General features: G+C 38.0%; 19 protein-coding genes and 1 tRNA gene. 10 read left to right on the forward strand and 10 right to left on the reverse strand.

Going from position 1 to position 25900, the window contains the following annotated elements; genetic code table 11:
* Positions 1 to 38: 38 nt before the first annotated feature.
* From ABJG98_RS06050 to ABJG98_RS06060, 3 genes are all read right to left on the reverse strand, one after another.
* The gene (locus ABJG98_RS06050) at positions 39 to 2507 is read right to left on the reverse strand and encodes an outer membrane beta-barrel family protein (RefSeq protein WP_348278591.1); all 2469 of its coding nucleotides are present in this window, start codon (positions 2505 to 2507) and stop codon (positions 39 to 41) included.
* Positions 2508 to 2592: 85 nt separating this feature from the next.
* On the reverse strand, positions 2593 to 3846 hold the full coding sequence (locus tag ABJG98_RS06055; protein WP_348278592.1) for a HAMP domain-containing sensor histidine kinase: 1254 nt from the start codon (positions 3844 to 3846) through the stop codon (positions 2593 to 2595).
* Positions 3846 to 4523, reverse strand: coding sequence for a response regulator transcription factor (locus ABJG98_RS06060; protein ID WP_348278593.1), 678 nt, complete (start codon positions 4521 to 4523; stop codon positions 3846 to 3848). The genes ABJG98_RS06055 and ABJG98_RS06060 overlap by 1 nt, the downstream gene beginning before the upstream one ends.
* A 157-nt stretch (positions 4524 to 4680) precedes the next feature.
* Here ABJG98_RS06060 and ABJG98_RS06065 point away from each other — a divergent pair, with 157 nt between their 5' ends.
* Complete coding sequence (locus ABJG98_RS06065; RefSeq protein WP_348278594.1) at positions 4681 to 7128, forward strand: prolyl oligopeptidase family serine peptidase; 2448 nt, start codon at positions 4681 to 4683, stop codon at positions 7126 to 7128.
* 70 nt (positions 7129 to 7198) lie between these two features.
* On the opposite strand, the gene ABJG98_RS06070 is transcribed toward ABJG98_RS06065, so the two are convergent.
* The gene (locus ABJG98_RS06070; RefSeq protein WP_348278595.1) at positions 7199 to 9037 is read right to left on the reverse strand and encodes an ATP-binding protein; all 1839 of its coding nucleotides are present in this window, start codon (positions 9035 to 9037) and stop codon (positions 7199 to 7201) included.
* A gap of 390 nt (positions 9038 to 9427) precedes the next feature.
* Here ABJG98_RS06070 and ABJG98_RS06075 point away from each other — a divergent pair, with 390 nt between their 5' ends.
* Complete coding sequence (locus ABJG98_RS06075; protein ID WP_348278596.1) at positions 9428 to 10717, forward strand: HAMP domain-containing sensor histidine kinase; 1290 nt, start codon at positions 9428 to 9430, stop codon at positions 10715 to 10717.
* Between the two features lie 10 nt (positions 10718 to 10727).
* Complete coding sequence (locus ABJG98_RS06080) at positions 10728 to 12077, forward strand: HAMP domain-containing sensor histidine kinase (protein ID WP_348278597.1); 1350 nt, start codon at positions 10728 to 10730, stop codon at positions 12075 to 12077.
* Here ABJG98_RS06080 and ABJG98_RS06085 read toward each other — a convergent pair.
* Positions 12018 to 13166: a DUF819 family protein gene (locus ABJG98_RS06085; protein ID WP_348278598.1), complete on the reverse strand. Its 1149-nt coding sequence runs from the start codon at positions 13164 to 13166 to the stop codon at positions 12018 to 12020. The genes ABJG98_RS06080 and ABJG98_RS06085 overlap by 60 nt on opposite strands.
* 71 nt (positions 13167 to 13237) lie before the next feature.
* Here ABJG98_RS06085 and ABJG98_RS06090 point away from each other — a divergent pair, with 71 nt between their 5' ends.
* The gene (locus ABJG98_RS06090) at positions 13238 to 13693 is read left to right on the forward strand and encodes a GNAT family N-acetyltransferase (protein ID WP_348278599.1); all 456 of its coding nucleotides are present in this window, start codon (positions 13238 to 13240) and stop codon (positions 13691 to 13693) included.
* Here ABJG98_RS06090 and murB read toward each other — a convergent pair.
* Positions 13690 to 14706: a UDP-N-acetylmuramate dehydrogenase gene (murB, locus tag ABJG98_RS06095; RefSeq protein ID WP_348278600.1), complete on the reverse strand. Its 1017-nt coding sequence runs from the start codon at positions 14704 to 14706 to the stop codon at positions 13690 to 13692. The two genes, ABJG98_RS06090 and murB, sit on opposite strands and share 4 nt — an antisense overlap.
* 81 nt (positions 14707 to 14787) lie before the next feature.
* Positions 14788 to 16488 carry an amidohydrolase gene (locus tag ABJG98_RS06100; RefSeq protein WP_348278601.1) on the reverse strand — a complete coding sequence of 567 codons (1701 nt, stop codon included), beginning with the start codon at positions 16486 to 16488 and terminating at the stop codon, positions 14788 to 14790.
* Between the two features lie 55 nt (positions 16489 to 16543).
* Here ABJG98_RS06100 and ABJG98_RS06105 point away from each other — a divergent pair, with 55 nt between their 5' ends.
* From ABJG98_RS06105 to ABJG98_RS06120, 4 genes are all read left to right on the forward strand, one after another.
* Positions 16544 to 17038 (forward strand): hypothetical protein, encoded by a 495-nt coding sequence (locus ABJG98_RS06105; protein ID WP_348278602.1) that lies wholly within the window; start codon positions 16544 to 16546, stop codon positions 17036 to 17038.
* A 150-nt stretch (positions 17039 to 17188) separates the two neighbouring features.
* Positions 17189 to 19363 carry a 30S ribosomal protein S1 gene (rpsA, locus tag ABJG98_RS06110; protein WP_348278603.1) on the forward strand — a complete coding sequence of 725 codons (2175 nt, stop codon included), beginning with the start codon at positions 17189 to 17191 and terminating at the stop codon, positions 19361 to 19363.
* A 70-nt stretch (positions 19364 to 19433) separates the two neighbouring features.
* Positions 19434 to 19504, forward strand: a tRNA-Cys gene (locus tag ABJG98_RS06115).
* A 466-nt stretch (positions 19505 to 19970) separates the two neighbouring features.
* Positions 19971 to 20828 carry a DUF6089 family protein gene (locus ABJG98_RS06120; RefSeq protein ID WP_348278604.1) on the forward strand — a complete coding sequence of 286 codons (858 nt, stop codon included), beginning with the start codon at positions 19971 to 19973 and terminating at the stop codon, positions 20826 to 20828.
* On the opposite strand, the gene ABJG98_RS06125 is transcribed toward ABJG98_RS06120, so the two are convergent.
* The gene (locus ABJG98_RS06125) at positions 20825 to 21931 is read right to left on the reverse strand and encodes an aminotransferase class I/II-fold pyridoxal phosphate-dependent enzyme (RefSeq protein ID WP_348278605.1); all 1107 of its coding nucleotides are present in this window, start codon (positions 21929 to 21931) and stop codon (positions 20825 to 20827) included. The genes ABJG98_RS06120 and ABJG98_RS06125 overlap by 4 nt on opposite strands.
* The gene (locus tag ABJG98_RS06130) at positions 21928 to 22548 is read right to left on the reverse strand and encodes a sugar transferase (protein WP_348278606.1); all 621 of its coding nucleotides are present in this window, start codon (positions 22546 to 22548) and stop codon (positions 21928 to 21930) included. The genes ABJG98_RS06125 and ABJG98_RS06130 overlap by 4 nt, the downstream gene beginning before the upstream one ends.
* A gap of 88 nt (positions 22549 to 22636) precedes the next feature.
* Here ABJG98_RS06130 and ABJG98_RS06135 point away from each other — a divergent pair, with 88 nt between their 5' ends.
* Both ABJG98_RS06135 and ABJG98_RS06140 read left to right on the forward strand, forming a co-directional pair.
* A complete protein-coding gene (locus ABJG98_RS06135) occupies positions 22637 to 25081 on the forward strand; it encodes a penicillin acylase family protein (RefSeq protein WP_348278607.1) in 2445 nt (814 codons plus the stop codon).
* Entirely contained in the window at positions 25078 to 25449 is a 372-nt protein-coding gene (locus ABJG98_RS06140; RefSeq protein ID WP_348278608.1) for a hypothetical protein, read from the forward strand. The genes ABJG98_RS06135 and ABJG98_RS06140 overlap by 4 nt, the downstream gene beginning before the upstream one ends.
* Before the next feature lie 4 nt (positions 25450 to 25453).
* On the opposite strand, the gene ABJG98_RS06145 is transcribed toward ABJG98_RS06140, so the two are convergent.
* Positions 25454 to 25885, reverse strand: coding sequence for a DUF4920 domain-containing protein (locus ABJG98_RS06145; protein ID WP_348278609.1), 432 nt, complete (start codon positions 25883 to 25885; stop codon positions 25454 to 25456).
* Between the last annotated feature and the right edge of the window lie 15 nt (positions 25886 to 25900).

The following is a 25900-nucleotide window of genomic DNA, read 5'->3' on the forward strand; positions in this document are numbered from 1 at the left end:
GTTATCACCAACTTACTCAAAAAGTTGTCTTGAAATGCCTAAAATTCAGCGCCACCATCTCCGTAATCTTCTCCTCTCTCATTATTTTTCTCTCGCTGCTTTTTCTGATTAAGCCTATAGGTAAAGGATAATGTTGCAGTTGTAGATCTCCACTGAAACTCGCTATACTGGAAAGAGTTTTCATTGAACGTTTCACTTCTCCATTTTCTGGAATTGAATAAATCTCTCACATTGAAAGCAACCGTGCCTTTATTCTTCAAAACATCTCTGGACAATCCTATATCCACGGAAGTCACTGTCAGCGATTTTCCTTGCACGGTGTTTCTTGGCGCCCTGTAATTGACATTGAGCTGTGCATCAAATAACTTTTTAAACTTGAAATTATTACTTACTCTGGAAGACAGTGAGGTAGCATTTGCCTCATTATAAGTGACTACCTCATCTCCGAAGGTAACCGATCCACCAGGGACATAAGAACGGAAAAAGTTAACATTTCCACTCACTCGATACCAATCTGAAAAATCTTGAGAAACATTAAACTCAATACCGTATGATCGCTCTATAGATACATTGTATGGTCGTGTAAATGTGATTCCATTTTCATCAGTAGATCTGAGCCGCTGCTCTACACCTTCTGTATATCGGTAATATAAACCACTGTAAATGGAAGATTTTTCAAAATTTAAAAGATAGCCTAACTCATAAGAATCTGTGAATTCAGGTTGAAGGTTAGGGTTTCCGACATAGTAGTTTCTGTTATCAGAAATTGAGCTAAATGGATTGAGCCTTCTTCCTCTCGGTCGGCTAATTCTTCGACTATAGCTCGCCTGCAATGCTTGAGTCTCCGTCAGCTGATAGGTTAAAAACATACTAGGAAAGAAGTTAGAATAGTTCTGATCGTTTCGGATGTCGTTGGTTTTTTGATACGTGATAAGCTTGGTCAGCTCATACCGCAAGCCCAATTGCCAGGAAAGTTTGCCTAATTTATTGCCAACGATTCCATAAATTGCCAACACATCTTCCTCGTATTCAAATTCATTAGAAAACGCAGAGTCAACTTCGTAAATTCCATTTTCATTTTGCTCCGTCACTACGTAATCATTACCAACCAGCCGATCAGTGTAGCGTGTTCCGAACTCAAGCTTTCCATCTTTTGAAAAAGGATGAATATAATCTGACTGGATCATGAAGCGCTCTTCAATCTCATCAGTGTTTGCTCGTTGAAAAAGAAATGGTAGTTGATTATTGTTGTTGGTGCCTATGCTCTGAATAAGGTCGCTACTTTCCTGTTCATTATTATTTTGATATTGAAAATCTGCCGTTAGCTTCTGACCAGATCTTTTAAAATTACGAGTGTAGTTCAATGCATATTCAATATTTTCATCACCCTCGCCTTCGTTATCGTTTCGCAGCGTTAGCGAATCCGCTCCTGATGCATATGAATCATTATAGATCAATTGTGTTTCATTATTCTCATCAGAAAATCTATAAAGAAATGATAGTGTCAGAGTAGTCTGATCATTTAAATAGATATCTGAACCAAATCTTGTTGAATAGCTAAGACCTCCTCGATCATGGGAGCGATCTCTTATGGTAAATGATGGTGAGGTTGGACTTGCATTGAAGAAACTCTGCTCTGAAAATCCACTGCCTTTATTTCGTCTGTAGTTTACACCTATGTTGGTAAAAAAGTTGATCCAATCTTTTCTAAAATTTAGATTGACTGAGCCTCCATGGTTGTCTGGCACGCCAGTATTCACCTGAAAGCTTCCATTTAAACCTGCCTTTTGGTCTTTTCTGAGGACAATGTTGATAATTCCAGCCAATCCTTCAGCATCGTATCGAGCTGATGGGTTTGTAATAATTTCCACACTTTCCACGAGGTTGCCATTCAGTTGTCTGAGTGCATCATTGCTACTCAAACCGACCAGTCCCGATGGTTTACCATTGATTAAAATACGTACATTTTCACTCCCTCGAAGGCTCACATTGCCTTCTACATCTACCTGAACGGATGGCAGATTGTCTAATATATCAGTGGCACTACCGCCTAGATTACTGAGGTCTTTGCCAATATTAAAAACCTTTTTATCCAACGTCATTTCCATCTGCGTACGTTCACCTTGTATCACCACTTCGTCAAGCAACGTTTCACTTTCTTTAATCTGAATCCGGCCGGTATTATATACAGGATTGTCTCTGGATATTTCAACATTCGCAATTATCAGATCCTTGAATCCCATAAATTGAAACCTCAGATAATAGTGTCCCGGCTTTACTGGAATGTTAAAAATGCCTGCTTCATCGGTCAATCCTCCAGTTATCAAAAGTGAATCGACTTCATTAAAAACACTTACTGTAGCAAACTCAACAGGTGCGTTGCTAATTGAGTTGATAAGCGTTCCCTTGACAGCAAAAGTTGGTGCTGCCTGATCTTTTGGAGCTTGGCTGTATCCAAATGAAATCAAGCATAAGAGGCCAATGAATAAATGACTCTTTATTTTCATAATACAACATTAACACCGATCTCTGAAGCATGTTTGAGGGAATTCTGAAGCAAATCTGAAGATTTCAAAAACTTTCTATTTGCGGTCAAAACCGAATATGAATGGTATGAAAATCGTCCTTGTTTTTGTATTGAATTTCATAATTATAGAAATCGCATATCTTCTTGACGATAGCTAAGCCGAGCCCCATGGATTTTGCACTTTGGTTTGATTTCTTAAACCGGTGGAACAGCTCCTCTTCAGGTATCTCAAGTTTGGGACCAGTATTAGTAATTTCAATGTGATTCGATGCCAAAGAGATGCTGAGTTCTCCTCCTTCCCAGTTGTGTCTTATTGCATTATTGATAAGATTGGTAAGCATCAGTTCTATTAAGACACGATCTGCTTGCACAGTAATACTGGCAAGAATATTAATGTTTTTGTTAATACTCTTTAAGTCTATCAGCTCTTTGAATTCCTCCAGCATTTGCTCAAGCGTCATGGAGAGATCGATGTTCGCAACATCCACAAATTCCCGGTTATCAATCTTCGTTATGAGTGAAAGCGCGTTACTCAGATGACTAAGTCGCTTCATCGTGTTTTGCGCGAAGCTGAGCTGCTGTATTTGTTCCTCGGAGAGGTTATCTCCATCCATTAAAACCTCCAGTTTGCTTTGAACGATGGCTATTGGAGTTTGAATCTCATGTGAAGCGTTTTCGGAAAATTCCTTTAATGACTGATAGTCTGACTTCACTTTGTCAGTCATGTCTTTAAGAAAAGCATTAAGCCGCTTAAATTCTATGACATTGGATGATGGAAACTGAACTTTTGCATCGGGCTTAGTCAGTGAGAAACTCTTAATGATGTCTAAGGTATTGTTGAATGGACGAAGAATGTAGTAGGAAGCCAGAAAGCCTATGACCAATACTGCTCCAAGTAAAATAAGGTACATGGTCACCAATGACTCTGTCAATCCTTCTTTGATATCGTCAGCTTCAACAATGATATCATATAATATGATTTGGTAGCTTGTCCCATTTATGTTGCGTATTGCATCCAGCTTTAGGTGTGGTTCAAGACGATCAAGTTGACTATGTACTACGAGCGTATCAGAAAATGTAACCCGTTCTACTTGATATTCCGCCAGCGGAATCACCATTAACTTTGTCCATTTCAAAGTATCTTTTTGAGGTCTTTTTTCAATTCTGGTATGCATACGATCCAGGCGTTCTATCAAAAAACGTTCTTGCTCACTGTTAACCTCATCCATCATCACATTAAAGCTGATTACCCCACCAATCAAGAAGACTATTAAAGATACCAGCACAAATAATATCGTTATCCTTACAATCAAATTCATCACTCATCCTTCATTTTATAGCCTGCACCATAAACCGTTTTCAAGTAGTCATTTCCTCCGGCCTTCATTATTTTCTTTCTTAAGTTTTTTATGTGCTGATAGACAAAATCAAAAGAATCCATGGTGTCCATGTAGTCACCCCAAAGGTGTTCCGCAATTGCCTGTTTAGTTAGCAATCGATTCTGATTCACGATAAAATAATGAAGTAGCTCGTACTCTTTGCGAGTAAGATCGAGCATTGTTCCGTGAACCAATGCCTCATGATTGTCTAAAGTGAGTTCAATTTCTTTAAAACTGAGAGTCCGTCTGCCCTCCTGCTTTCTACGTCTGTATACGGCATTTGCACGAGCATTTAGCTCTGCTAAATGAAATGGTTTCGATAGATAATCATCCGCTCCGAGCTCCAATCCATGCAGTTTGTCATTTAGTGCATTCTTGGCTGAGATTATCACGACGCCCATATCGGACCAATTGTCTTTCACTACTTTCAATAGTGATAAGCCATCTCCATCTGGCAACATCAAATCAAGCAATAAAACATCGTAAGAAAATGCATACAGCTTTTCAGTTGCCTTAGAAAAACTTGTTGCTACCTCACAAATGTCTCCCTCCTTCGAAAAGTAATTCCGAATACTAACGGCTAACTCGTCCTGATCTTCAACAAGAAGCAATTTCATGCTGCAAACATAATAGCCCATTTTGAAGCAATTCTGAAATTTATGCATTTATACAATTGAACTCGCCGGGGCATTACTCTTACACAAACGGTTGATATTCCACTTCATTATTCTTTAAATTAAAGTTCAAAATCATTTTATATAAACAGCTTGGACTATGAAAAGAATCATAAACTACACCCTCTTATTTCTACTCTCACTTGGCTTATTTGCGCAAGGTGGGTTAGGATATCAAGAGCCACCAAAAGAAATTAGGGCTCTAGTAGATGCACCTCTTGCACCCTCTGTCAGAATAGACAACAAAGGTGAAAATGTGGTATTGCTTTATCGTAATGCTTACAAAACCATCGCGGAACTTTCAGAAGAAGAATTACGTCTGGGTGGATTAAGGATTAATCCGGTAACCAACATTGGTAGTCGCACCACTTTCTACAATAACATCAAAGTAAAAAAAGCCTTTGATCAAGACGTAAAGCAAGTATCGGGGCTTCCAGAAAATCCAAGATTTTCATACTTCAGTTGGTCGCCCGACGAACGCATGATGGCGTTCACTCATACTACTTCGACTGGTGTGGAAATATGGGTACTTGATGTCAACAAGGGTACAGCTAAAAAGCTCACCAACGCTGGTGCAAATGCTAACCTTGGCTGGCCTATGACTTGGTATTCAGATGGCAAGTCCATGCTCGTAAAAATGCTCCCGAGTGATCGTCAACCATTAATAAATACGCAGACAGCTGTTCCAACTGGACCAACTGTGAGTGTAAGTTCTGGAGAGAAAGCTCAAAATAGGACCTATCAAGATTTGCTTAAAAACCCAGTTGATGAGAAGAACTTCGAGCAGTTAGCCAGATCAGAAATCTATAAGGTAAACTTGGATGGAAACTCCTCTAAATGGATGAATGTTGGTATGTATCGTGGTTTAGATTTCTCACCAGATGGAAGATATGTGTTGATAACCAAAGTGAAACGACCATTTTCTTATCTTGTACCCTACTACAGATTTGCTTCAGAGACTGCTATTTACGATCTAAGTGGTAATCAAGTGAAAATGCTACTGGATAGGTCTGTAGATGAAGTACGACCAAAAGGCTTCATGTCCACAACAGATCAGCCGAGAGGTTTCAATTGGCGGGCTGATAAACCCGCAACCATGGTTTGGACGCTAGCACTAGATCAGGGAGATCCGGCTAAAGAGATGGAATATCGCGACGAGGTATATGAACTAAGTTCTCCATTTACTGGAAAAGAACGATCTGTGATAAAAACGAAAAATCGTTTCTCAGGTATCACCTGGGGATCGGACAATTTGGCTATTGCATATGACTATTGGTTTGACAATCGAAATACTAAAACATACACTTTCAATCCTTCTGATAATTCAAAAGAGCCAAAGGTTATCTCTGATCGAAACTATCAAGATGCATATAGTGATCCTGGCAATTTCGTGACTTCCAAAAACAAACTGAATCAATATGTTCTATCAATGGACAATGGGAATGCGTATCTGATGGGCGATGGATTCACCAAGGACGGTCAGTTTCCATTTGTAGATCAGATGAATTTCGAGAGTGGAAAGAAATCCAGATTGTATCAATCTACTTATACAGATAAAGTAGAAGACTTGGTTGATGCAATGGATATGAGCAAAGGGGAAATTTTGGTTCGTATAGAATCACCAACTGAGTATCCGAATTATTATTTGAGAAACATCAAAAAGAAAGTAGCACTCAAACCGATCACTCAATTCGAGAATCCCTTCAAAGCAATGCAGGATGTAGAAAAAGAAGTGATCAGTTATAAGCGTGATGACGGTGTGGAGCTAACTGGAACACTTTATCTCCCAGTTGGATATGACAAGTCAGAAAAGCAAAAAATGCCGATGATTATGTGGGCGTACCCGGTAGAGTACAAAGACAAAGCGAGTGCTGGACAAAATACAACGAATCCGAATGAGTTTATCTATCCATGGTATGGATCTCCTGTCTTTTGGGTAACCAGAGGCTATGTAGTGTTGGATGATGCGGCATTTCCAATCATTGGAGAGGGTGATGAGCAACCAAATGATACCTTCAGAAAGCAGCTCGTAGCGAATGCTAAGGCCGGTATTGATGCTGTGGATGCAATGGGCTACATCGATCGTAATCGTGTGGCTGTAGGTGGCCATTCTTACGGGGCATTTATGGTAGCAAATCTGCTCAGCCATTCCAACCTATTTGCTGCGGGTATTGCAAGGAGTGGGGCATATAATCGTACACTTACACCCTTCGGTTTTCAACGAGAAGAGCGATCCTACTGGGAGGCTCCGGAGGTGTACAACACCATGTCTCCTTTCATGCATGCAGATAAGATGAAAACACCCCTACTGCTTGTACATGGAGAAGCTGACAACAATTCTGGAACATATCCGATGCAAAGTGAGCGGTACTTCAACGCACTGAAAGGCTTAGGAGGACCTGCACGTCTGGTTATGCTTCCTAAAGAGAGCCACGGATATCGAGCAAAAGAAAGTATCCTGCATTTGTTGTGGGAGCAAGATCAATGGCTGGAAGAACACGTGAAAAATCGTGACCCTATGGAAACAACAGTTCAGATGGACAAATAACGTCTGATTACCAACCTGAAGAAAGCCGAGCCGAGAGGTTCGGCTTTTTATTCATCTATTTTTCCAATTGTTAGCTTGCTCTTTCCATCATCGGCGATTGATTCGGAATACGGATAAAAAAAGTACTCCCTTTTCCTTCTTCAGATTCCAATGAAGCCTCCCCTCCAAGATCCAGCACATATTTTTTTACAATCGAAAGGCCCAATCCTATAGAGTGCTCGCCACCTGTTGGCTTAGCACTTAATCTTTGAAATCGATTAAAAATAAGCTGTTTATCATCTTTGGTGAATCCTGGGCCTTGGTCAGCAACCTTAAAGAGGACATCTTCATTGGATACCTCTGCAGATACCTTTATGGAAGTCCCAGTCTTAGAAAATTTAATCGCATTAGATATCAAATTTTCAATAATAAGTGCAATTAGCAGACTATCGCTAGTTATGATACAATTTTCCGTGGCAAGATAGGTCTCTAATCGAATTCCCTTTTTAATGGCAATTGGGTTGTATCGTTGAGATGCATCTGCTAATATCTGATTTATATCAACTTCTCCTACAGCAGCCAACTTTTTATTGTTCTCAAGGACATCAATATCTAAGATTCTTCTGATCATTTCGTCAGCCTTTTTTGCATTTCTCTCTACAGCTTCCATCAACATTTGCTTTTGATTACTTTCCAATTCTGGAGGTGGATCGTTTAGCAGGTTCACTGATCCAATGATTTGCCCCAAAGGAGCTCGCATATCATGAGCAAGTATTCTGACTAGATTATTTTTCTCTTCATTCAATGAAACCAGCTGTTCATTTTGAATTGTCAGTTGTTCATTTTGCTTTCGAATACTCTCTTGCTGACGTTCAATTTGATTCTTTTTTAAAATGAGAAGTTTTGTGTTTTTAGCATTATTGAAGAATAGAATTCCTATGATAAGTAATAGTAAAGTCGTAACTATTACTCCAGAGGTCAGTAGCTTTCGAATAGTTTCTTCTTTATCAAGTTTCAGGTTTGCGTTCTCTATTAATGCAAGTTGCAGTTCCTTTTCTTCTGTTAATATTGTAGTTCCTAATTCACCACCAGAATACAACTTTCCTATAAAATCAAGGTATTCTTTCCCGAAGTATTTAGAGATAATATTTGCAAGTTCTCTTTTGTATTGTTGGTCAGTAAGAAACTCATCAAATGGAATTTTCCAATTGCTATTGAGAGGCATTATATATCCATACCCTGTCCCTTGATCTGTAAATAAATTTTGCCTGGTAACTGAGTTTCCATCACCATTTCTTACCAAATTTAAATAAATAGGGAGGTCAATGAATCCAAAACAATCTCTGTGAGAGCCAATATACCCTATGACACTTTCATCACTCCCAATGAATTTGATATCAAAGTTTATATCTAATCGATTTCTTAGATCGTATAATAAATCTTCATAAATAGTGGCCTTAATGCAGATGGCAGTTTTTCCAGTTATTAATCCATCAATTTCGGCAGGTGTTGTTACTATGGGTGAACCTTTGCTAGAAACAAATACTACAATATCGGATAAATAGCTATTTGTGAACTTAAGTATTTGTTTCCTTTCAGGGGTTATTGAGAATGCGGATACACCAAATTGGCTTTGTATTTTCGAGTTTTTAATAGTATCCAATACTGTATTAAAAGACTTTATTTCAATCCAATTTAATGTAAGATCAATCGAATACTTATGGCGAAGGAATTTCTTAAACAGAAGTATATTTTCATATTCCACTCCAGATAACTCACCTTTCGAATCATAGAATATAAATGGTGCAGATGTGTTCCAAAATAAATCCAGGGTGGCTTTTTTTGAATGAACTGTCTCCTCCCAACTTTGGCCATCGCTAAGAAACGAAATTGAAAATAGAATGACACTTAGAACTAATATGCGATTCATAATTTAATACGCTTACTATTAAATTACTCCTACGGTGCACTTTGGTGGTAACCTGATCAAATGACGATCAAGATTGGTATTAATAAGTGATCAACTAAATCACATTATCAATTGCAAATATCCGTTTAGGTGACTTAAGATAAAAATTGTTTAGTCAAAATTTGGATCAAAAAAAGAATGCACCTCCATCACTTCGTTTAATGTTGACTCCAATCAAGAAGCAAAATTTTATCTTAAAACCATTTTGCATCTTAATAAATACATTTTAGTACGTCCTTCCCAAATTTTCTATGTTCATGTTTCGTCAATGGCTTGTACACATTATGTACACTATCAATAGATGAGAATTCCTGCAATCATTCAGAAATTGGCATAAAATAAAGTGGACGCATGCTATTAATCAATAAATTATTAACCATTACTGATACAAATCTCTCGCTTTATGATCAAAAGAAGGCTAACCAGCTCAATGTAATTTGTGCGTATTGTTCCGTGTTAGCTATCCTTCTAGCGATACTAAATGCATATCTCCAACGCTACGGTCATCTCCTCCTAGACATTGGCCTGATAGGTATCGTATTTTTCCCTGTCATTATTATACAGAAGCAAAAACTATACATGCTTGCTCGCTTCTACTTTACCTTTCAATTGCTAATAATTATTACTGGTAATTGTATTTATAATATTAGCAGCGGCGAATTTCTTCAAACAGAGAACGCATTTCTTATGCTTGCACCTACTGTTGTCATTTTGTATGAGAAAACTCGCAGAGTAATCATCTACATGCTTACAGTAGTAATATTTTTTATCATACATACCTATGACTTCACGGCGAGAGATCTTTCGCTAGGAAGCGAATTCTATTCCAATTCAATGATATATCTGGCAGTCTTCTTAGCCATTTATTTATTTGTTGGATCGTATAAAGATGCATTTCATAAAATATATTTTCAACAGTTAAAACTCATAAAACAGCTTAGAGAACAAAAGGATGAGCTAGAAAGAACCAACGAAACTAAAAACAAGCTATTCTCAATTGTAGCTCATGATCTTAAAAGACCTGTGCATATGTTGACCGGACTTCTGGAAATGGAAGGGTTGATTCCAGAGGCCGAATTAAAAAGTTATCGTAAGCAGGTCAAAGAAAACGTGGAGAGTATAAACTCCTTAATAGAAAACGTTTTGACTTGGGCAAGATCTCAACTCGAAGGTTTTAGCATTAATTTAAAAAAGACGGAGTTAAGTGAATTATTTTCAAACGAAATTGGTGTGTATAAAGAACAAGCCGAAATAAAGGGAATAGAATTTACCGCTGACATACCAAAAAATCTTCAGATTTTATCAGACCCCAATCATGTTTCATTAGTAGTCCGAAATATTGTCAACAATAGCATAAAATTCACACCGGCACATGGTAAAATCTCATTATGCGCGGAAGCCAGAAATAATCAAGTAATCATCATTATTAAGGATTCCGGTATTGGCATGGATGACGAAATGATAGACAATATTCAGAGCCAAAAGTTTGTGTCATCAACACAAGGTACTCATGGAGAAAAAGGCTCAGGACTGGGTTTGGTATTGTGCACTGAAACACTTGGAAAACTTGGTGGCCAGCTAATGATAAAATCCAAAAAAGATTATGGAAGCAAATTCATTATTCAGTTACCCTTGAACTAGAAAGCACCATATGATTCAGGCTATTAACAACTTCTTAGATATAAAAGACAGCTCCATATCGTTATATGACCTGCGTAAAGCCAATCTATTAAATAAGATTTCCGGATTGGGAATTATTCTATCGCTTTTGATGGCCACTTCAAATTTAATATTACACCGCTTTCCTCAGCTGTTGATTATTCTAATTTTTATATCTATCGTCTTCTTCCCTACTATTCTTATTCAAAGAAAAAAACATTATGTTTTTGCTCGCAAATATTTCTGTCTTATACAGTTGCCTTTAATGGCCGCAGCCTGCATTTACAATATCGTAAATGAGGAATTTGTAAATACTGAAAACATATTCCTTATACTGGCTGCAGTATTTATTATCGTCTTCGATAAAAATCGAAAATTTTTATTTTACTTATTAATTATAGCATCCTTTTTCTCCATACGAATTTATGAATATCATGTAAGAAGCGTCTCTCTGGATAACACGTTTCTAATTTCTTCTGTGATCTATTTAATTGTGTTTATGGCCATCTACTATTTCATTAGCTCATACATGAACGCTTTTCTTGGGATTTGTCAGTACCAAAAATTACTTATTGATCAAATTGAGGTACAGAAGAACAGACTTGAAAAAACCAATGGGACGAAGAACAAACTATTCTCAATAGTTTCCCATGACCTCAGACAACCTATACAGATGCTTACCAGTCTTTTAAAGTTAGAGGATGAACTGCCCGAACAAGCATTAATAAAACATCGAAAGACGGTAAAAGAAAACGTTTTAAGGATTAATATATTGATAGAAACAATTCTTACATGGGCTAAATCACAATTGGAAGGGTATGAAATCGAGATGCAAGAAGTTTCTATTAATCACCTTGTTGAATCAGAAGTAGAGGTTTTTAAAAAGGAAGCACTTCAAAAAAACATTCGCCTGAACATCGAATTGCCTACCATGTTAAACATCCAATCAGATCCAAATCACTTAACAATGGCCCTAAGAAATATTCTCACAAAATGTATTAATAAAACGCCGACCAATGGGGAAATAACCATAAGAGTTTTTGAGCGTCCAGATCATCATGGAATTGAAGTGAAAAATTCAGGCATTGGTTTAGACAAAAATAAAGTTGGTGATATTTTGAGAAGTAAGAATACGTTAAACTCTGTCAGAATGAAGGAGAGTGATACTGAACTCGGTTTGACTCTTTGTATTGAGGCTCTTGAAAAAATAGGAGGCACACTTTCAATCGGTTCTGGATTAGATCAAATAAGTCAATTCACCATACTATTAGCAAAGAATCATTCAAGCTCCCAAATATCTGGCAACCAGGAAACCCAAATAAGTGCCCATTCCAGATCCTAGTGAACCCGCAAGAATTGCAGGCAATATGAGGTCATTTCTTTTTAAGCTTTTAGCCAAAGCTAGTGCTGTACTTGCACCTCCAATATTTGCTTGAGAAGCAATCGCAACAATAGACCAATCTGCCTTGATCACTAATGAAATACCTATCAGGAAAGCTGAGTGAATTAAAACAATTAATGTAGTGAACAGTAAGATGTCAAAGGCGTGTGCTCCAACTTCTACCAGGGCGCCTATTTCGCAATATGCACCAACAACAACTAAGAATAAATAAACAGAAAACATCCCCAAAAGCTTTGCTCCGGACCATAGTTGCACTTGCTTAAATTGAGCCAAAATAAGCGCGATCGTTGTTAAAATTAAAATGGATGGTACGTTCCATCCCCACTCAACGGTGATTTCAGCAAATAGATCAGCTAAAAAAATAACCAATGTGGCAAGACCGAGCATTAACGCCACTCCTTTAGGTTCGATAGCTTCCTTTTCCCTCTTAGATTCATCAGCAAGACTATCAGACAGAACAGTGGCATGAGGTCGGAATTTTTGCATAAAAACCGGAATACTCAACGTTACTATCATCCAAATAGCTGTTATAATGTTATCAGCTACAACAACGCCAGTGAAAATAGCCCCCTCTCTAAAAACCTCATAGTGCAATGCAATCGCATTGAAATTTGCACTACCTCCAGTGTAAGTTCCAGTCATCATTCCCGCAATAGCCGCGAATCGTATGCCAAAAACTGTTTCATAATCTATTGCTTGTAGTGCAATAACGACACCAAGCATTGTCCCTATCGAACCTAGTAGAAATGAAACTAGCATAGGAATTCCAGCTCTTCTTAATTGTTTCAGATTTACACCAAGCAAAAGGAAAAAAATGCTGGCAGGTGCTACATATTTAAAGATCGAATCATAAACAGAACTTGAAGCTGATGCTGACGGTATTATACCCAAATTTGCAACTAAAGCTCCCAGGATAATAACAAGTAACGAACTGCTTATATGTTTTAAAAATGTATGCTTGCACAACCATTCACTCGTAAATATCAAAAAGAAAAGGACTGTGAGGATATAGATAGGTTGATGAATCATCTTGCGAAAATACCATTACAATAATTGACTAAATAGAATGATAATTAATTTCACCTATCAATCAAATTGATATGACTTCAGCAGTAATATTAAAAAAAATTGATAAACGAGCTCTGGCTGATGCCTATGACTTTCTTGAATCAGTTTTTAGCAGAGAACAGCACATTCCAAAAGAACTAATTCCGCTCAAGAGCAAGGACCAACATTGGTGGTGCGCAAAAAAAAATGACGTGATAGTAGGTACTGTAGCTGCATGGAATGAACAAGGAGATTGGCATTGGGGCAGGCTGGCAGTAGATCCAAATCAAAGAGGCTTGGGGCTTGGTAAAATGCTAGCTCTTCATTCGTTTAAGGACCTATTTGCTTTAGGAATTCAAGAAATTATGATTGATGCAAGAGATATTACAGTCGGGTTACTTGAATCTTTAGGGGGAAAAGTGACTGGTTCGACAGTAGAATTTTACGGCTTTCCAATTACGCCAATGAAACTGAAAAAAGATGATTTTATAAAATCAATATCAGGCTAAACCACATTTACTTCTCGCTCAAGTTCGATTCCAAACTTTCCTTGTATAGATTTCTTAATTTCATTGGAAAGCTTAAAGATGTCCTTGCCTCTACCCATTCCATAATTGACTAGCACAAGCGCTTGTTTATGGTGAACTCCAATATCTCCGTCGCGGTAACCTTTCCAACCAGCGTTTTCAATAAGCCATCCTGCTGGCACTTTAACCTTCTCATCGTCAATAGGATAGCACTTAATATCTTCAAATTGAGCTTCGAGGGCTTCAAAGTGCAATTTTTCAACGATTGGATTCTTAAAAAAACTACCTGCATTTCCAATATCAATGGGATCTGGCAACTTTGATTGTCTAATATTAATGACTGCCTGACTTACGTTTTTCAACGTCAACTCTGTTACTCCCATTTTTTCCAGAGTTTCCTGTATAGCACCATAAGTGATATTAAAAGTTGGCTTTTTTGAAAGCTTAAAAAAAACTTTCGTAATAATAAAGTCATCTCTTAACTCGCCTTTAAAGATGCTGAACCGATAGTCAAACTTGCAGTCTTCCTTAAAGAAAGAAACGGTCTTTCCACTTTTTATCTCATAAGCTTCCAATGAATGAAAAACTTCCTTAAGCTCTACCCCATATGCACCAATGTTCTGCATTGGTGCAGCACCGACTGTGCCTGGTATCAAAGATAAATTTTCCACTCCACCATAACCTCTTTCTACACACCACAGTACAAATTGATGCCAGTTCTCCCCGGAACCAACTGAAACCAATACATCTTCTTCTGTCTCGTTTTGAACTTGAATTCCTCGAATCTCATTTTTGGCTACTACACCGGTAAATCCACGAGTAAATAACAAATTAGAACCGCCACCAAGAATCATTTTCTTCTGAGCTCTAAACCTGCCAGTTTGATAAATTTCATCCAGATCCTCAAGAGAATCTACAACTGCTAAATAGCCAGCATTTACATCCAGCCGGAATGTATTGTATGCTTTTAGAGAAACGTTTTGTTGTACAATCACACTAATTCCATTTATAAATATCTAGTGCTTTGGTAAGCCTTTACGAAAGTTATTAATTTCATTTTTCTGCCTAAAGAAAAACTACCTTTTATAAACGATTTCTCCACCAATAACAGTCATATCTACTTCTGTTTGAAGAATTTCTTCTTCTGGAATGGTCATGATGTCTTTATCTAATATGGTAAGATCTGCCCATTTCCCTACTTCAATACTTCCTTTTCTATCCTCTCGGAAAGCAGCATAAGCAGCATCCAAAGTATAAGAACGGAGTGCTTGCTCACGGGTCATCTTTTCTCCAGGCTCGTATCCTCCTTCTGGATTTCCACTCAAGGTCCTTCGGCTAACAGAAGCATAAAAACTTGCTAATGGTGTAATAGGCTCTACAGGCGCATCTGTGCCATTTACAATGTGAGCGCCGGATTGAAGTAGCGTTTGCCACATATAGGCTCCCCATTCAATGCGCTGCTGTCCCAATCTATCTATAGCCCAGGGACGATCTGATGACATATGAATCGCCTGCATGGCAGGTATCACGCCCATTTCAGCAAATCTTGGAATATCATCTGGGTGAAAGTGTTGTGCATGTTCGATTCTAAATCGCGGTTCTTTTGGAGCACTTTCAGGATATAAATTGAACGTTCGCTCATAAATATCTAAGACCTCTCTATTGGCTCTGTCACCAATGGCGTGAACGCATACTTGGAATCCAGCCTTGTATGCATCTGCAGTAATAGATTCTATTTCCTTCATTGGCATTACATTATGTCCGTGAACTCCTGGTGCATCAGCGTACTCTTCCAATAACCAGGCACCGCGTGAACCAAGCGCACCGTCTGCATATAGCTTGACAGACCGAACTGTCAACTGATTATTAAATAGATCTTCTTCAATGCCATTTTTAAAATAAGTATCCAACAAATCTTCATCACGCCCATTAAGCATCACAAACAATCGGAGTTTCAAATCTCCCCTCTCTGCAAACTCCTTAAACAAATTGATATCTTTCATTCCAGAGCCTGCCTGGTGAAACCCGGTAATTCCATATTTAAAACATTGCTGCAAAGCAAGTTTCAGAGCCTGTTCATCACTTTCTTTTGTTTGGCTGGGAATGACTTGAGTTATAAGACCTTGAGCAGTCTCATTAAAAATTCCCGTTGGCTGTCCACTTAAACCCATAAAAATTTCTCCTCCATCTGGCTGAACTGATCCACCATCAATTCCTGCAACCTCCATTGCCATTGCATTACCAAGCGCAGCATGACCACTGGCGTGTTTTAACCATACAGGATGATTCGGAATAGCCTCACTCAAAAGATCATGAGTTGGAAATCCCTTAGTCATTTCCGGCTTCTCCGTCCATTTATCCTGGTGCCACCCTCTACCTAGAATCCAGGTCCCATTTGGTGTATTTGCAGCTCGCTCTGCGACCATTTCTACCATCTCCTGATAGCTTTTAGCTTCTCGTAAATCAACATTCAATAAATTATAGCCTACCCCCATAATGTGTGCATGCCCTTCAGTCAAACCAGGTATCATTGTTTTACCATTCAGATCTACCATTTTTGTTGAAGTTCCCTTAAAGGCTTCAGCTTCAGCTTTCGATCCTACATATAAGAATGTATCAGCGCGGATAGCAATTGCCTCCGCCTTGGAATTGCTAGCATCCATTGTATATATAGGACCATTAAAAAATATGCTATCTGCCACAATCTCCGGCTCTGTTTTCTGAGTACATCCTGCAAGGAGACTTAAAAGGATTATGTAAACGGTAGTATATCTCATCATATCAATTTTATATTCGCGACTTAACTATTTCGTCAAAAGTAAATTATCAAAAATGAAGAGCACCCTTATTTGTTTTTTTTCCTTTCTAATTGTCGCTGCTGCAATAGCGCAAACAGAGACGGATACACCAAATTCTCCTGGAGAGGATGTAGCATTGGTTTCAAGTTCAACAGGATCAATTACTGTGGATGACTATAGAGCACTTAAAATTCAAGTAGAAAAAAGAGCTGAAACTGTAGAATCAAAGTACTTTGTAGAAAAAGAAGTATTTAATTCTTATAACTCAACATACTCAACAACCACAGTAGCTGTCAAGAGTAAAATTTATAAAGCTGGCCAGATACTTATCGATGATCAACAAAGTAAACTAGTCGCTTTTCCAGAAGCTGATTTCAAATCAAGGTACTCTGCCTTAAAGAAAATCGATAGTATATATGACCGCCTGATGTTCTATAGCCGTCAGGACAATACACGACCTGTTGAGAAGAAACTAAAAAAGCTAAAAGAGGCTGCTGAAATTTCCCCGGTATTTTTTGGAGAAGAATAGGCATACTTTTAAAATTTTTCTAATAAATCATCTAAATTTGCGCTCCGTTCCAAAACGGAGCGTTTTGGTTTATACCAAAAGATGTTTAACAAAAATGCTGGTCAGTGAAGACTCCAACTGACACAGTGTACCAAATGGAGTCATTTTATTATGGCAAAGAAAGAAGAAACGCCTAAAGCTGAAGAGAAATCAACTGAAAAGGCAACAGCTGCAAAAAAGACTACTGCAAAAAAAGCGGCGACAAAAAAAGCAGATGACAAAGAAGTGAAAGAAGAAAAGAAAGCTTCAAAAACAACTGCTAAAAAAGAAACAAAGGAAAAAGCTGAGAAGAAGGAAACTACCAAAGCTGAACCTAAGAAAGCTGAAACCAAGAAGGTGGAGAAAAAAGAGGAGAAGGTAGAAGCCAAAGCTGAAGAACCAAAAGCTGAGAAAAAGGAAGTTAAGAAAGAAGCAAAAGCTGAAAAGCCTGCCAAAGTAGCGGTGCCAGACATTGAGCCAGCAGGATCTTTTGATTTTGATGATGATGGTTTTGATGATGAATACTCAGAAGCTGATCGTCAAGCAATGGAGAAGCTTTATGAAGACACGCTTACTGAAATCACTGAAAAAGAACTAATTAGTGGAACTGTTGTAGGTATTACTGACAGGGAAGTAATTGTAAACATTGGCTTTAAATCAGATGGCCTTGTATCTCTTTCAGAATTTAGAGATATGCCAGACCTAAAAGCTGGTGATGAAGTACAGGTTTATATAGAGGAGCAGGAAAACGCAAATGGACAACTTGTTCTTTCAAGAAGAAAAGCAAAAATCGTTAAGGCTTGGGAATCAATTCAAGGCGCCCTTGACAACGATGAAGTAATAGAAGGTTTCGTGAAGAGGAGAACCAAAGGTGGTTTGATTGTAGATGTATATGGAGTAGAAGCCTTCCTTCCAGGTTCACAAATCGATGTGAAGCCTATCAGAGACTTTGACGTATTCGTAGGTAAGTCTATGGAAGTGAAAGTGGTTAAAATCAACTATACAAATGATAATGTAGTTGTATCACATAAAGTACTCATTGAGAAAGACCTAGAAGAGCAAAAAGCTGAAATCCTGAACAACCTTGAGAAAGGTCAGGTACTAGAAGGAGTAATAAAGAACATGACCAACTTCGGTGTATTCATTGATCTTGGAGGTGTTGATGGTCTGCTTCACATTACGGATATCAGTTGGGGTCGAATCAACCATCCTGAAGAAGTACTATCTCTAGACGAGAAAGTAAATGTGGTTGTGTTAGATTTTGATGATAATAAGCAAAGAATTTCACTAGGGATGAAGCAGCTTACTGATCATCCTTGGGATTCCCTTGATAAGAATATCGATTTAGGATCTAAAGTGAAAGGTAAAATTGTGAATGTAGCTGATTATGGTGCATTCCTTGAAATCATACCTGGAGTTGAAGGTCTTATCCACGTTTCAGAAATGTCATGGTCACAGCACTTAAGAAACCCTTCGGATTTCATTAACGTTGGCGATGAAATTGAAGCCGTAGTATTGACTATCGACAGGGAAGAAAGAAAAATGTCTGTTGGTATTAAGCAGCTTACTGAAGATCCTTGGACTAAACAAGATGTTCTTACCAACTACGCAATTGGCACAGAGCATAAAGGAACTGTTAGAAACCTTACCAACTTTGGCTTATTCATTGAACTAGAAGAAGGGATTGACGGTTTGGTTCACGTTTCGGATTTGTCTTGGACGAAGAAAATCAAACATCCATCAGAATTTGTAAAGGTTAGTGATGAGCTTGAGGTAAAAGTGATGGAACTTGATATCGAAAATAGAAGGTTAGCACTTAGCCACAAGCATCTTGAAGAAAACCCATGGGATACTTTTGAAACGGTATTCACAAAAGGTTCCACTCACAAGTGTACTGTAACAAATGTTTCTGAAAAGTCTGCTACTGTTGAGCTTCCATACGGCCTTGAAGGTCAGGTTCTACCTAAAAACTTGAAGAAAGAAGATGGAACTACAGCATCTGAGGGAGAAACTTTGGAATTTAAAGTGCTTGAATTTGCTAAAGATGACAAACGAATTGTTCTTTCTCATACTTCTGTTTGGGACAAAGATGCAGAGCAGCCAAAAGCCGCTTCTACTACTAAGAAGCCAAGTGGAGGCAAGAAAGGCAACACTCTTGATAAGATTAACAAAGAAGTTGAAAAATCAACACTTGGTGATCTAGATGCACTTTCTGCATTGAAAGACAAAATGGAAGATGCCGGAAAAGAGTCTACTAAAAAGACCCCTAAGGCAAAAGCTAAGAAAGAAGAGAAAGAAGAGAAGTAATTTCTTATAATTAACGAGTCACTAGCATTAGCTAGGTGACTCGTTTTTTCTAGTTTTGTACACATATATTGGCGCTATGGCCGAGCGGCTAGGCAGAGGTCTGCAAAACCTTTTACAGCGGTTCGAATCCGCTTAGCGCCTCTAAATAACCCTGAAGTAATTCAGGGTTTTTTTATGCCATAATGCGGATGAGAAACGGTTCGAAACCGAAGCGAAGCAAGGTTCACGAAAGGATTTAGTGCATGGGGTGGCGCGTATGAACCTTACACAAAATGGAACACATGAATGTACGGCATGACTGGAAATAGAAGATAAATTCGATTTAGAATGTTCGCTACTACTGAGCAAAATCAACAACTAAGTATTTTACTTAATTGTATTTAGGATTTTACCACAGCCTTTCAAGGTACTCAACAGCCGTATCATTGTATTGTATAACAATTAGTTATGGCGACATTAATTTTCTCATTGATTTTAGTAGGCGTGTTTGTAGCAACAGAACAAGCATGGTTTACACGTAAAAACAAACGATTAGGGTGATTATTTGTAGAAATTGTTTTCCGATCTATAATGGTCGGAAACTTTTCTGCAATATTTTTGAATCCTAATGAGAAAACTCCTCACAGTATCATTTCTTCTATTTAGTTTAATTGCCTCTTCGCAAAATTTTCTCTCCTGGCAATTTAATGATCGATATTTTTCGTTTTCAATTGGGACCGGCGCATCAACCTATTTCGGCGAGTTAAATAGCAGAAATAGTATTGGTAACGATATATCACAATTCAACCTGGGAATTGAAGCCAGATTGCTAAATAGAGTTGGTGCTAGAATTGATGCCGGTGTTTTTACTCTTTCAGGAGCTGATCGCAATGCTCCCGACAGCTCATTTCAACGTCAAAGAAATCTTTCCTTTAGCTCAAGAAATCTTCATTTTCAATTACATACTATTTATTATCTAAAACCCTATCAGGGCGATTATTATAAAAGATGGGCCTTCGATCCTTTTATCTTTACCGGTGCAGGATATATGAAATTTAATCCAACAGCAGATCTTGGCGGTGAAACATATTCATTGAGAGAGGCACAAACAGAAGGTGTTGAGTATAAAAAATGGATAACAACTATACCTGTTGGAATCGGAGCCAAATTCAAAGCTAACGAGTTCTTGAATGTTAATCTGGAGATTTCATATCACTTCACCTTCACAGATTATTTGGATGATGTTTCTAATACATATGCGTCGGAATTTGCAAATTCAACTGCAGAATTATTAAGTGATCGTAAAGAAGAAGTTGGTGTTGTGAATCCAGAATTTTATGATCAAATTCAGCCAGGTGCGAGTAGAGGGAATCCAGACAATAATGACAGCTTTTTACAAATCAGTATCAAGGCTGAAATCTTCTTACCGCCCGATCTTTTCAGTAGAAAAAATAAAGCTATTATTAAGAAGCCATCGGCTTACTAAGCAAACCAATTTTTTATCTTCTCTATGATAAACTCCTGTTGGGAGGTTGTTAAACCTGTCCCTGAAGGTAAGCAGAAGCCTTTTGTGAAGATTTGCTCACTTGTTCCTTTTCCAAAAAATGGTGCCTGAGAATACGCTTCATGCATGTGTAGCGGCTTCCATAGCTGTCTCGACTCGATATTATTACTATCAAGATATTGAATCAATTTATTTATCGATTTTTCTTCATCTTTCAACAAAGCGGTCGTCAACCATCTATTTGAAAATCGATTATTAGGCTCATCTAGAAAATCGAAATACGTGCCCAGATGATTTTTGTATTCCTCGTAAAGGAATCTCTTTCTTTCAATAAAAAACTTCAATTTAGTTAATTGAGCCAAGCCTATGCCAGCAAGAACGTTACTCATTCGGTAGTTGTACCCAGCCTCCTTGTGATTATAGCCAAAGGAATCTGAGTTGGCCTGAGTTGCTAAATATTTTGCTCTGCCCCAATCTTCTTTATTGCAAATAAGTGCGCCTCCCCCACTAGTAGTAATAACTTTATTGCCATTAAAGGAAATGATACCATAATCGCCAAATCCACCAACATGTACATTATCAAATTTGGCACCGAGTGACTCTGCTGCATCTTCAATCACTTTAACTCCAAAGCGATTGGCAATTGAAACTATGCGCTGGATGTCCGCCGGCATTCCATAAAGGTGAGTAACAATGAGTGCTTTTGGACGCTTGATAGAATCTGTTAAATACTCTTCTAAAATTTCTGGATCAAGGTTCCAACTTTTCTCTTCGCTATCTATAAAAACTGGAATAGCTCTTTCATACAAGATTGCGTTCGCACAGGCTGCGAATGTAAAACTGCTGACTAACACCTCATCACCAGCTTCAACACCAGCCAGGATTATTGCGAGATGTAGAGCAGATGTTCCTGAATTAAGAGCCAAAACAGTTTTATCCTTATAATTATCCGCAAGCCTTTGTTCAAATTCATCAATAGCCGGACCTACAGGTGCAATCCAACCACTATTAAAAACCTTTTTAACCTCAGTCAACTCAACTGTAGAAAAATTTGGTGGAGATAAATATATGCGCTGTTTGTTCACCTTTTAGATGCGTAATCGGAAAATTTAATAGTACCGCCCTTTTTATATGCCGTTTTGTCCCGCCTCATTATCAAAAATGTGGTAAGTGCCAAAATCTTGAGATCAAGTGCCAATGAAATTTGATTGGTATAAAATACATCCATTTCCATTCGCTTACCCCAATCAATTTCATTTCTTCCATTTACTTGAGCCCATCCAGTAATTCCGGGCTTCACTTCGTGCCTCCTTTTCTCCACCTTATTATAATAAGGCAAATACTCAGTTAGCAATGGTCGAGGACCCACCAAGGACATTTCTCCCTTAATAACATTGATCAATTGCGGTAGTTCATCGATGGAAACTGAACGCAAAAATTTCCCAAACTGTGTTGTCGTTTGCTCAGCGTTATCTAAACTCATAGTTCTAAATTTATATAAGTTGAAAGTTTGCTCATTCTTCCCAACTCGCATTTGAGTGAAAATAGGAAACCTTCGCGTGTCAAAGAAAACAATAAGTGCTACTACAACTAATACTGGTAGCAAAACAATGACACCAATTAGTGCAACTATTATATCACAAAAGGGCTTGATCCACCTTACATAAAATTTACCTCTAACCATCCTTCTAAAAATAGGCATTACCCCATTTATTTGATATTTTTCAACTTGAAATTAGTTCTTTAAATCAATCAGCATTTGAAATTGCCGAAAAGGCTGTACTCATCTTATGAAAACTTTTCGCTTCGTTCTTTCTTTAAGCATTTCGCTGGCTCTTGGCATTGCATTAAATACTAAAATTGGTTCGATTCCACCACTAGGTAAGTTTCTTAGCCCATTCCATGGTTTTTGGCAAAATGCTGAAAATAATAAGATTGACATAGAGTCGATTTCAATTGATGAAAATTTGAAAGATAGTGTCAATGTCTATTTTGATGAATTATTAATTCCTCACGTATTTGCTAATAATGAGCAAGATCTATTTTTCACACAGGGTTATATTACTGCTTATCACCGTTTATGGCAAATGGAATTTCAACTATACTCAGCAGCTGGGAGACTGGCTGAAATTCTGGGGCCTAAAATTGGCAATACAAGTATTATAGATGTGGACAGACAAATGCGACGTATTGGCTTAATGTATGGTGCTCAAAAATCTGAAGAACTATTTAAAAAAGAAGAGCCTGAGGTTTACGCTTTGATAGAAGCGTACACTGCTGGTGTCAATACATATATTGAAGATATTTCCTATGCAGACCTCCCTATAGAGTACAAACTATTGAACTATGAACCGGAGCCTTGGACACCTTTGAAGTGCTTTCTACTCATTTCCAATATGAACAATATGCTATCCAGAGATGAGCGAGATTTGGAACATACAAACGCATTGAAAAAATGGGGAAGAGAGGTTTTTGATATCCTTTATCCCGAAAGACCTGACATTGTCGATCCTGTAATACCAATAGGAACAGCGTTTAATTTTGATCCCATAGTGGTAGAAAAGCCTGATGTCAAATTTCCAATTGAATTCACTGATCCGTTTATTAGTAAGCCGAATCCAGATAATGGCAGTAATAGCTTTGTGGTAAATGGAAACAAAACTGCCAATGGTAGAGTCATATTGGCAAACGAACCCGATCTAGGCTTAAACCTTCCAAGTATATGGTATATCATGCAATTGCATGCACCATCAATCAATACGATGGGCGCAACACTTCCAGGTGGACCTGGGGTTATTATTGGGTTCAATGATTCCATTGCGTGGGGGAATACAAATGCAAAACGGGACCTTGTTGATTGGTATTACATACAATTTAAAGATGAGAATCGTGAAGAGTATCTCTATAATGGGAATTGGGTACCAACCAAAAAAGTGATAGAAGAGATTAAGGCAAGCGGCTCATTTAGTTATTACGATACAATTATTTATACACATCACGGTCCAGTCGTCTACGATCGTAACTTCACTAGCAGTAAAAGCGAAATAACAAACCTTGCAATGAAATGGACTGCCCATGAAGGTAGCAAAGAGATTAAGGCATTGTACTTGGGAAATAAAGCGCAAAACTATGAAGAGTTTGTCGAGGCGTTTAGTTATTTCAGTGGTCCTCCTCAAAATTATTCCTTTGCTTCTGTTAGCGGCGACATAGCAATATGGGTCAATGGAAAATTCCCGGTAAAGTGGGAAGAACAAGGAAAATTTCTAATGGATGGTAGTAACATAGATCATGAATGGAAAGCATATGTGCCCTATTCTCATAATTTGCATGTGAAAAATCCCTCACAAAATTTTGTGAGTTCAGCTAATCAGCACCCTGCGGATACACTCTATCCATATTATCAATATGATTATTACTATGAACATTATCGAGGTAGAAGGATCAATGACCGTCTTAGAGTTTTAGACAATATTGGAGTTGACGATATAATGAACCTGCAGCATGACAACTTTAACTACAATGCATTCGAAGCTTTACCAATGATGTTGGATAGCCTTGACTCAGCGTCCTTCACAGATTTAGAATGGAGCTACTACAACAAACTTCGTAACTGGGATTACTTTAATAACCCTGATTTGCAAGCACCATCCATCTACGAAGAATGGTGGAAAAAATTAAACTCCAAACTTTGGGATGAAATTGATAGTAGTGAAGTGCGGGTTTACCGACCAAACTGGTACACTACTGTTAATATACTTAAAACAAATCCTGATTTCTTTATGATAGACAACCAGCAAACAACTATCAAGGAATCAGCTGGAGATTTATTCAGATTGACATTCAAAGAATCGATTAGTTCTTTAGAAGAATATCTTACTACAGAAGGTAATTCTATTCAATGGTATGAATATAAAAATACAACTATCCGGCATTTGCTAAGAATCAATGCCTTCAGTAAAGGGAATGTTAAGATAGGAGGCAATAGGTCAATTGTAAATGCTGCTTCTAGCTCACATGGACCTTCATGGCGGATGGTAGTAGAGCTTGGTGATGGAGAAGTAAATGCATGGGGTGTATATCCTGGAAGTCAAACTGGCAATCCAGGAAATCCAATGTATGGCCACATGATTAATGACTGGGCAAGTGGTGAATATTATAAATTACTTTTTAAGAAATCTTTTGCTCCATCAGATGATGAAGTTGTCCATAACATCACCTTAAAATCGGATCAATGAAATTAATAGTTAGACTTATCGTAATAGGTGCATTAACCTATCTTATTTCTCCATTTGCCACTTGGTGGGCAGCAATGGCTATCGCGTTTATAGTGTGCTATACTTCTCCCTCTTCCGGGCTAAATGCATTTGTGGCAGGCTTCCTTGGTGTCGGACTTGTTTGGATGGGACACGCGTGGAATATCGATGTTCAAAATGAATCGGTATTCAGTGGAACCGTTGCGGAAATCATGCAAATTAGCGATCCTATTCTACTTGTTTTTGCTACTGGATTGATTGGTGGACTTGCTGGCGGATTCGCATCTCTATCCGGAACCACCTTCAGGCAGCTATTTATTAAGCCAAAAAAAAGAAGCCTATATAGCTAGCTAATCAGCCTTCCTTAACAAGAACTCCCCTTGCCACAAATGTGATTGTATTCCGCATAGACTCATCATACTCTTTGCCACCATCCTCAGCATAATGGCGAGCTACATCTTCCTCCAATACTTCTTCATTTGCGATACCTTCAATGATAACTTCGCTTCCACTAATATCTTTTGGCACAAAGAATCCATAGTCCTTAAATGTAATACGAACGTTTGCTCCATCCTCATTTTTCAGTGTCATCCAGCATCCCTTCATTTGACAAACCTCTTCAATTACCCCTCTTACCTTGAAAGTTTTTTCTTCCTCATTAACCTGAGTTAAAAATTGGTTCATTGAAATCGCATTTTCAGGAGTGATTTCATCACCGTGAACACCAAATTTTTCAGCAGGTGTACTGCATCCAAAAGCGATCAATACTAATACTAAGTACTTCATAGAGTAGTCTTTTTT

Source organism: Ekhidna sp., assembly GCF_039960695.1.
Classification (GTDB): Bacteria; Bacteroidota; Bacteroidia; order Cytophagales; family Cyclobacteriaceae; genus Ekhidna.